The organism is Rhizobium sp. T1470 (assembly GCF_042140505.1).
GTDB classification, from domain to species: domain Bacteria; phylum Pseudomonadota; class Alphaproteobacteria; order Rhizobiales; family Rhizobiaceae; genus Rhizobium; species Rhizobium favelukesii.
The window spans coordinates 1-8,510 of record NZ_CP148096.1 but is presented as its reverse complement, the minus strand read 5'-3'; the positions used below and the strand labels follow the sequence as shown (position 1 = coordinate 8,510).

Annotated in this window: 5 protein-coding genes and 4 pseudogenes; 2 read left to right on the top strand and 7 right to left on the bottom strand. The window is 58.3% G+C overall.

The genetic code is table 11. The annotated features are described in order from the left end of the window. Positions 1 to 408 precede the first annotated feature (408 nt). The 3 genes and pseudogenes from WGT02_RS39380 to istA all read right to left on the bottom strand — a co-directional run. Positions 409 to 672 (bottom strand): annotated as a pseudogene (locus WGT02_RS39380) (hypothetical protein); the annotation flags it as partial. Between the two features lie 134 nt (positions 673 to 806). Continuing rightward, positions 807 to 1,565: an IS21-like element helper ATPase IstB gene (gene istB, locus WGT02_RS39375; protein WP_208244959.1), complete on the bottom strand. Its 759-nt coding sequence runs from the start codon at positions 1,563 to 1,565 to the stop codon at positions 807 to 809. Continuing rightward, a pseudogene (gene istA, locus WGT02_RS39370) lies at positions 1,562 to 3,017 on the bottom strand (IS21 family transposase). Before istA ends, istB begins: the two are co-directional and overlap by 4 nt. Positions 3,018 to 3,164: 147 nt before the next feature. Between istA and WGT02_RS39365 the strand changes: the two are divergent. Then, positions 3,165 to 3,734, top strand: coding sequence for a PIN domain-containing protein (locus WGT02_RS39365; RefSeq protein ID WP_375680038.1), 570 nt, complete (start codon positions 3,165 to 3,167; stop codon positions 3,732 to 3,734). Positions 3,735 to 4,834: 1,100 nt separating this feature from the next. Here the strand turns inward: WGT02_RS39365 and WGT02_RS39360 are convergent. The 4 genes and pseudogenes from WGT02_RS39360 to WGT02_RS39345 form a co-directional block, all read right to left on the bottom strand. Beyond that, positions 4,835 to 5,236, bottom strand: coding sequence for a type II toxin-antitoxin system VapC family toxin (locus tag WGT02_RS39360; protein ID WP_029728330.1), 402 nt, complete (start codon positions 5,234 to 5,236; stop codon positions 4,835 to 4,837). Next, a complete protein-coding gene (vapB, locus tag WGT02_RS39355) occupies positions 5,236 to 5,472 on the bottom strand; it encodes a type II toxin-antitoxin system VapB family antitoxin (protein WP_029728331.1) in 237 nt (78 codons plus the stop codon). Before vapB ends, WGT02_RS39360 begins: the two co-directional genes overlap by 1 nt. A gap of 584 nt (positions 5,473 to 6,056) precedes the next feature. Further along, positions 6,057 to 6,709, bottom strand: a pseudogene (locus tag WGT02_RS39350) (Tn3 family transposase); the annotation flags it as partial. A 192-nt stretch (positions 6,710 to 6,901) separates the two neighbouring features. Continuing rightward, the gene (locus tag WGT02_RS39345) at positions 6,902 to 7,585 is read right to left on the bottom strand and encodes an IS6 family transposase (RefSeq protein ID WP_341353108.1); all 684 of its coding nucleotides are present in this window, start codon (positions 7,583 to 7,585) and stop codon (positions 6,902 to 6,904) included. 94 nt (positions 7,586 to 7,679) lie between these two features. Between WGT02_RS39345 and WGT02_RS39340 the strand changes: the two are divergent. Then, a pseudogene (locus WGT02_RS39340) lies at positions 7,680 to 7,965 on the top strand (IS5/IS1182 family transposase); the annotation flags it as partial. Between the last annotated feature and the right edge of the window lie 545 nt (positions 7,966 to 8,510).

The window sequence follows — 8,510 nt, the reverse complement described above, 5'->3', positions numbered from 1 at the left end:
GAAGGTTCTGGCACCCAGACGAGGTTCAGTCTCGGATCGCGACAATCCCCAAATGTCGGAGAGTTCTGGCTCGGTGATCCAAAGATGGGAAGCATATGTGGTCTGCCGCCGCTGCTGATCGACGACCGAGTCGAGCAATTCCAAGGCCAAGCTGCATTGGCTGAACTTCTCATTCGAAAAGCTCAAAGGGACCAGACAGAATGGAGACTATCACCATTGATCAACAGAACATCCTCGTCGGCATCCGTCCAATAGAACCGGCTGACGACTCCACCTTGTACGCTTCCGAAGTTACCTCGTTGGGACGCGCTGTCACCAAAGTTCGCCGCCAAAGCGGTGCTGCAAGAGTAGTCGCCAGAACACTCCTTGGCTCCAGTACATTATAGGGACACAGATATACGGTAGCGATTATCGGCGAAGATTTTCGATACCGAGTTCGGTCCAGATCCACTGGAAATCATAGGTCGCCATGGGATCGTTGGGGTCAGGCTGGCTTGAAGAACGGTTTTCAAGATATTTGAGCCATTCGGCGGCCTTCTCGCGACCCTTGGCGGTTTTGATGGCCTCGCGCGGGGAAATATTACCCAGCATTCCGACGGGCTGATCGAGGGTTTCGCGATACTGCTTGTCGAAAAACTCATGAACGACTTTTGTGGCGATCTCGGGTGGCAGCTGTCAACGGCGGAGTAAAAACAGGCCACGGGGCGGAGCAAAAGTCGGCCACTGTGGCGCGCGCATGAGACCCCCGGGAGGGCGTAGCCCGAGCGGGGGTCTCATGCGCGCGCGGCGCTTTCTGGAGAGGGGTTTCAGCCAGCCTTGCGGGCGCGGCTTTGAGCGAGACGATAGCTGTCGCCGTTCATCTCGAGGATGTTGACGTGGTGGGTGATGCGAGCGAGCAGCGCGCCGGTCAGGCGCTCGGATCCCAGAGTTTCCGTCCATTCGTCGAAAGGCAGATTACTGGTGATCAGGGTGGCACCCCGCTCGTAGCGTTGCGAGATCAGTTCGAACAGTAATTCCGCGCCGGTCTTTGACAGCGGCACAAAGCCCAGCTCGTCGATGATCAGGAGCTTGTAGGCTGCCATCTGCTTCTGGAACCGAAGCAGACGCCGCTCGTCACGCGCCTCCATCATCTCGCTGACCAGGGCAGCCGCCGTGGTGAAGCCGACGGACAGACCCTTCTGGCAGGCGGCCAGACCGAGGCCGAGCGCTACATGCGTCTTGCCCGTGCCGCTGGGACCGAGAGCAATGACGTTCTCGCGTCGCTCGATCCACTCGCATCGGGCCAACTCCAGCACCTGCATCTTGTTGAGCTTCGGGATAGCGGCGAAGTCGAAACTGTCGAGGCTTTTGACGACCGGGAATTTGGCCGCCTTGATCCGGCGATCGACCTTTCGGCGATCGCGTTCGATCACCTCCCGCTCACCAAGTCGGAACAGATATCCGACATGATCGACGCCTTCGGTGGCGCATAGCCGGGCCAGCTTCTGGTACTCGCGCTGGAAGGTCGGCAGCTTCAGGGTCTTGAGATAATGGGCGAGAAGGATCTCTGGTACTTCGGTGCTCATGCGGCTTCTCCCGCATCAGATGACAAGAGGCGCATGTACGCCTTTGCCGACGTCTTCTCGACCGTTGCCCTCGGCAGGTAGGGATAGATCGACAGGTCCAGCCGTGGCGGCCGGCGTTCTACCCGGCACAGGATCAGATGCTTGACCGCATCGAAGCCGATTGCGCCGAGCTGGATCGCCTGCTTCACCGCCGCATGCAGATCGGCGAGCTCGAAACTTTCCAGCAGTCGCAGAACCTGCACGTATTCCCGCCGACCATGCTTGGCCATGCGGCCTTCCATCAGCCGGCGCAACGTGGCGAACTCGTCCGGCAGATCCCAGCCCTGCAGAGGAGCGGCCTGATCCAGCGCATTGATCTTCTGCTCGATCAGCGGCAGATAATGGATAGGGTCGAAGACGACGTCTTCCCGCTCCCAGCTCCGCGGATGGCGAGCAATGATCTCGCCACGGCAGCCGATGACCACCTCATCAACATAGCCCCGGATCCAGACATCCTGATGACCGTAGGCGACCGGCACGGAATAATCATTGGTCTTGTAGCGTACGAGAGACTGGGCCGTGACCTTGGCGCTGGCCTGATCGCAGGCATCGAAGGGTGATGCTGGCAATGGACGCATAGCCGCCAGATCCCGCTGCAGCCGTTCGCCGATCGTCTCGCTCTCACCCCGCAATCTGTCGCGCTGGCGCTTTCGGCATTGCTCTTCCAGCCAGACGTTGAACGCATCCCATGTCGGAAACTGCGGGATCGGCACCATGAAGTTGCGCCGGGCATATCCGACGAGACCCTCGACGTTCCCCTTGTCGTTGCCTTTCCCAGGACGACCATAGCGATCCCGGATCAGGTAATGGGACAGGAAGCCGCTGAACAGCGCCGCTCGCTTGCGCGTGCCGTCTGGCAGGATCTTGGCGACAAGGCAACGATCGTTGTCATAGACGATCGACTGCGGCACGGCCCCGAAGAATGAGAACGCATGGATGTGGCCGTCGACCCAGGCCTCAGCCACTGCAGCCGGATAGGCCCGCACATAGCAGCCGTCGCTGTGCGGAAGATCGAGCACGAAGAAACGCGCCTTCTGCTCGACGCCGCCGATCATCACCATCGCCTCGCCGAAGTCGGCCTGCGCATGGCCGGGCGGATGCGACAGCGGCACGAACACTTCCTGCCGGCGCTGATCCTGCTCGCGCATGTGATCCTTCATGAATCGTATAGCCGCCGGTGAACCCGCATTCGTCGCGCAGGCGGTCGAACACCCGCTTGGCCGTATGGCGCTGCTTGCGCGGCACCTTGAGGTCTTCCTCCAGCCAATACTCGATCGTCGAAACAAACGCATCCAGCTTCGGCCGAAGGATCGGTGATCGCCGCTGATAGCCGGGTGGGGTCGAATACGACACCATCTTGGCAACGCTGTCGCGCGATATGTTGAAATGCTTTGCTGCCTGACGCCGGCTCATCCCTTCCGAAACAGCCAGCCGCACCTTCAGATAAAGTTCCACGGTGTAGATCCCCTGTCCCTCCTGCGTTCATTGCAGAAAGGAAATAGGTGGCCGGATTTTACTCCGCCCGCGGCAGGACTATTCCGCCGCTACCGTGGCCGGTTTTTGCACCGCCGCTCTCACCTTGATGCCTGCGTTCTCTACCCCTTCCATCTTCGCAACCTCCTTGTTCAGGCCGCTTTCGACGGTCTTTTCGATGCGCACTGGTCCGACGACATTCACGCCGAGTGGATACGCAATCTCGCTGCAAACGCTCCGCATGTCACGGTGGATCGACTTGAGGTCACGCGCGACCGGATGAAGGATGTTTTGCCGCAAGCCGATGTCCGCGGTTACCAATCTCTCATTCCCGAACTGGATTTGCCCGATCCGGATGACCGGCACGTCCTGGCGGCCGCCATAATCGGAAAAGCAACACTGATCGTCAGTTGGAATATTAAGGATTTTCCTATCGAAAATCTCCGATCCCATGGCGTGGCTTGCATCACGCCCGATGCTTTTCTGGTCGAGCTTTACGGGCAGTTTCCCGAGGCACTGATCGACAGTGTCGCTCGTGCCCGAGGCAATCTTCGCAAATCGCTGCCTTCAAGCGAAGATTTTGTTGGAGCCGTGGAACGCCAGGGTCTGACGGCTTTTGCCGCAATCCTCCGCCGGAATACGACAAGGATCGATTGATCGGCTGCTCTACAGCGACGCAGCCAGCACGGATAAAAAACCAGGTTGTCTAGGCTTTGAGCGCTGATAGCTTCGCGGGGTACGGCCAAGTCCCACACTCTCGCATTTCCTTCCGGCCCACCGGGTTTGCTCGTCATTATAGGCGCTCGTTGCAAGCGAGGTGTGTTCCCTGCCCTCCATTTTTTCTGACTGTCCCGCCGACAAATGATAGGAACGCACAATCTGCCGTATGCAAGTTCCGCGGTCTTCTCCGAGGATTTGGGGCAAGGCCTTTGTAAGTGCGTTGCGCATTGCCGATTTGCCTACGCGAGAGATGGCGACACCAACCGACGGGTTGGCCGCGCTCTATGCCGATGGCACGAAGCCGCCCTTCGGCCGTCTTCGCCGATCCCGGTGACGATCGCTTGTCCGGACCCGAGAAGACCTCCGTCTTCCGCGCCGCGCGACTTGACAGTCTCGTGCGTCGCCGTGGAACGGGCATTCGCCCTCCCTCTGTCCAGGGGAATATCACAGGCATTACCGCGCGTCGCCCGTATCGACCTGGGCGTCGCGCGGTTCGAGGGAGCCCCTGCCCCCCTCCCCTGTCCTGGATCCAGGGCTAAGGGCTCTCACAGCCATCGTGGAGTTCATTCCGCGGTATTGTTCGACTGTTTTCCAGCCGCAGTGCCGTCAGACGGCGCGCCCGCGGCCGAAGCGAGCCCAAAAGGCGAGCGCAGCCAAGCGGAGGAAACCCGCGCTCCCGCATTGCGCTGTAGGGTTTTCCGGAGCTTGGTGGAAAACGGTCGTTTTTGGCGTTTGGGTTTTTTCTTGTTTCTGCCCCATGCAAACGGTGCGCAGCGTGCGGCGGCAGTCGATCCCGCCTCCCCTTCGGGCCACTATGTTGAGGCTCCTGCGGCTGCCTTTTCCCGCTCCCTGCGCTTCGAGAATTCCCGATATCCCGCCTGGGAGCGGCGCTATGCTGATTTCTCCGATACTCTTCATTTTTCGCTGATCGTGCCTTGGTCGTTGGCACTCGCACCGGCACGAACGCCTTGGCAAGGTCCTCCTCCCTGCCCGCCTCACGGCATAGCCGCTGGGACGGGTTAATTGGTTTCTCTGCGTTACGCGTCCAGCCAGTTTTCGAGCTTCAGTCCGGTATACACCAGGAAGTCGCGCGTGTTATTGGTCACCAACACCGTGTTAAGTGCGATCGCATGCGACGCGATCAGTTTATCGAGATGATCTTTCTTCCGGTCTCTTGTCGCCATCCGAACCGGCCCATAGGCTCTCGCTGCGGCAATCCCAAACGGTTCCACTGTGATCAGCTCGGCCAGGGCTGCGAGATTATCAAGTTCCCGTGCGGGATCATCGGATGCGGATACACCATACTCGAGTTCGGCGAAGGTGATGGCGGACATGACCACGTCTCCCACATAGCAACTGGCAAAGCGGCGGGCGACCTGCTCCGGCTGGTTTTTCATCAGGTAGATGCACATATTCGTATCGAGCATGTAGCGCGCCATCAGATCTTATCCCGCTCGTCTTGCTCATGGGACCCTCTTCCGTCACGCATAAAATCCGGAGAGAAGCGGGCGAATACATCCAGAACGCCGGCCAGGGAGCGATGCACAGGACGGATACGAAGCTCGTCGCCGACGCGCTCGATTTCCAACTCGACATCGGTCCGGTCGAAAGCAAGCTCGGCCGGGATACGCACGGCCTGCGAATTTCCGTTTTTGAAAGCTTTCGTGGTGTGCATAGCGCTCATCCTTGTGTGTACGTGGATGTACAATAGCCTTATATTGATCAAATGTACATCCCTAGTGTGCACACTGGCGATGTATTTTTGGCTGTGGTGGCGCATAACAAACGAGGCGGGCTCAACTGTGCCGCATCGTGTTCTGCTCCACCGAACCCGCAAACGGGTGCGGCCCATTCGGGGTTACGATCTCTTACACGGCGCGTTCTCGTGTAAAAGGGCGAGAAGTTGAGAGCGCGACCCGCGCTCACATCTGTAAGGAGCATCCGCGAGAGGCGAATGCGCATCTTCTCCGCAACATGCCGCTCTTACGATAGGCCGGTGCTCGCGCCAATGGGCAAGCGCGCCAGGGCGCTGTCGGCCGTGAAGATAAAACGGCTTTCACCGCCAGGGCGCCAAACCTTCCGTTTTTTCTTCCCGTCCGACCCATGACCCGATCTCCGCCCTACCGGCCCCGTCGGCTCGAAGCTGCGATTTTGGCCAAGTTGAAGAACGGATCGGGAACTGCCAGCTCCGGCCTCTTCGCCGACCTCATTAATGGCCGCTGAACATCATTAAACGGGCACAGATATACGGTAGGCGGATCAGAGGGAGAACGGAATGGCGCGGAAGCCGTTTTCGTCGAGAGCGGGCTTGTCTTCCCAGAGGTAATCGCCGGTCAGATTCAAGAGCTCCCATGTGAGCGGGGAAAGGCTGGCAAGCAGGTGCTCCGAGACGGTCTTCCCGGCTTCGCGCAGAGGACCGACGACACGGCCGGTATAGATCGTGTTCCAATGGACGATCGCGGTGACGACCAAGTTGAGGGCTGATGCCCTTATCGAGAGGTTTTCCTGGTTGCGATCGCGGAAGCGTCCGAGGCGATGAAGATTGACGGCGCGCGCGAGGCTGTTGCGACTTTCACCCTTGTTCAGTTCGGCAGTCGTGGTCTTGCGCAACTGCTCGTCGTTGATCCAATCGAGGGTAAAGAGGGTTCGTTCGATCCGCCCCATCTGGCGCAGCGCCTGGGCGAGACCACTCCGGCGCGTTGTAACTGACAGTCGTTTCAGCATGAGCGAGGCGCTGACGGTGCGCGTGCGCAGCGAGGTCATGAGACGCAGGATGTCGTCCCAATGGCTGCGGACCAGATTGGCGTCGATGTGGTCACCCATGACATTCTGAAGAATGCCATATTGCTTTGCAGGCCCGAAGCCATAGAGGCACGCCCGTCGAGATCGGGGATGCGGGGCATGAAGGCAAAGTGCGGGTTTCACAAAGTTCGGGACAAGGATTTCAGAAAGTCGCGGACACCGATTTCAGTAAGTCCGGGATGAGAGCGGCAGTGCAAAAACCGGCCACGGTAGCGGCGGAATAGTCTTGCCGCGGGCGGAGTAAAATCGGTTTTGTCGCAAACTTTTTAAAAGGCCGCAGAAGCGGCCATCGCTGGACACAGTTATGCAGCGAGTGCGGCGAATTGCTGAAATGCCGATTGGCCACTGGTTGAAAATTGGCGCTTGCGGATCATGTGAGCCACCTCGATACCATCCAGTGTTGCTGACGCAGACTGAAAGGATTTGAAGCCCTTCATGGGGCGGGTCAGCTTCTTGATAAACCGGTGGTCCTGCTCAATCGTGTTGTTGAGGTATTTGACCTGCAGGATCTCGATCAGCCAGAACCATCCATACAACAACAGCAGCCAGTTGATGTTTTGCAATCCTGCCAGGTTCGCGCCGCTCTTGTCGATGACGACCTTTTCGGGCCAGCCATTGGTCTTAATCGTGCGGGCGAAGAAAGCGCAGGCCGCGGCCTCATCGCGGTGCTCAGACAGCATGAAATCAAGGGTTTTGCCGAATTTGTCGACAGCCCGATAGAAATAGGTCCACTTGCCTTTGACCTGGATATAGGTCTCGTCCATCCGCCAGGAGCTGCTGGTTGCGGATTTGCGCCGCTGGGCCTGGCAGGCAATCAGGGGCGAATATTTCACGAACCATCTGTTCAGCGTCGCGTGGTCAACGGTAACGCCGCGCTCGGCCATAATCTCTTCCAGATCACGATAGGAGACCGCATATCTCACGTAGAAAAATACCGCGTATAAAATCACGTCTTTCGGGTAATGACTGCCTTTGAAATCGACCATGATCTGGAAACTCAATCTGCCTGCTCATCTTCAACCCGGATCTACGCCTACCATACTGGTTGCAAACCCGGTGAAAAGTTTTGCGACAGAACCCGCCAACGCGATCGAACCAGCCGGCGATCAATCTCCCGGACAAAGAGATCAGCATATCGCTGCAATCAGCAGAGACGGGCGAATGAAATGGCAGGTCTCCACCGGCTACGGCAAGCGCTCGCTGGTCGAGACTGCCATCGGCCGATACAAGTCCATCATCGGGCGGCGTCTGCGGGCTCGGTCGTTTCACGCTCAGCAGACGAAAGTGGCCATCGGCTGCGCCGCCCTCAATCGTATGCTTGCATGCGCACCCTAAATCCATCCGCCGCAATGGACCAACCACATAGATAGCCCCATCACAGATCCAGATCCGCTCAAGTCCCGATCCATGCACCAACGCCGTGCTTGGGCAGTTTAGCTAGACAACGTGACATCGCCGTCGCGGACTCTTTCCACGAGGTAGAGATAGCGGTGGCCGCGGACGACTCTCTCAACGACAAACATGCCAGCGTTGTTAGCGAATAGTTGCCGTAAAATCCATACAGAACCGCGGTAACAGCACAAATGTTGTTACTACACATTTTCGCGCCGGAAATCCAAGGAAGAAGAATTCAATAGCTTAACGGACAGTGTTCGCCATCCGTCACCTCCAACTGTTCAAGTTGGGCATCACTATGTCCGGGCAGAATGACTGAATATGAATTGTGCATGGCTGCGGTGCGGCCGTTGGGTGCTAGTGTAGTTGCTTGATGTGTTACCGGAGACCACAATGGACAATACAAGCAGGGGGCGGCCCCACGGCACTTCCGAACAAAATCATCCCAACGCCGACGCTTGGATCGCGGATTTGGCAAGAGGGACTAATCAGAGGTTTACGGAATCGCTTGCACGC

Excerpts from the sequence above, each read along its gene's own strand:
- istB (WP_208244959.1), bottom strand. The coding sequence starts at position 1,565 with ATGAGCACCGAAGTACCAGAGATCCTTCTCGCCCATTATCTCAAGACC.
- vapB (WP_029728331.1), bottom strand. The coding sequence starts at position 5,472 with ATGCACACCACGAAAGCTTTCAAAAACGGAAATTCGCAGGCCGTGCGT.
- WGT02_RS39360 (WP_029728330.1), bottom strand. The coding sequence starts at position 5,236 with ATGGCGCGCTACATGCTCGATACGAATATGTGCATCTACCTGATGAAA.
- WGT02_RS39345 (WP_341353108.1), bottom strand. The coding sequence starts at position 7,585 with ATGGTCGATTTCAAAGGCAGTCATTACCCGAAAGACGTGATTTTATAC.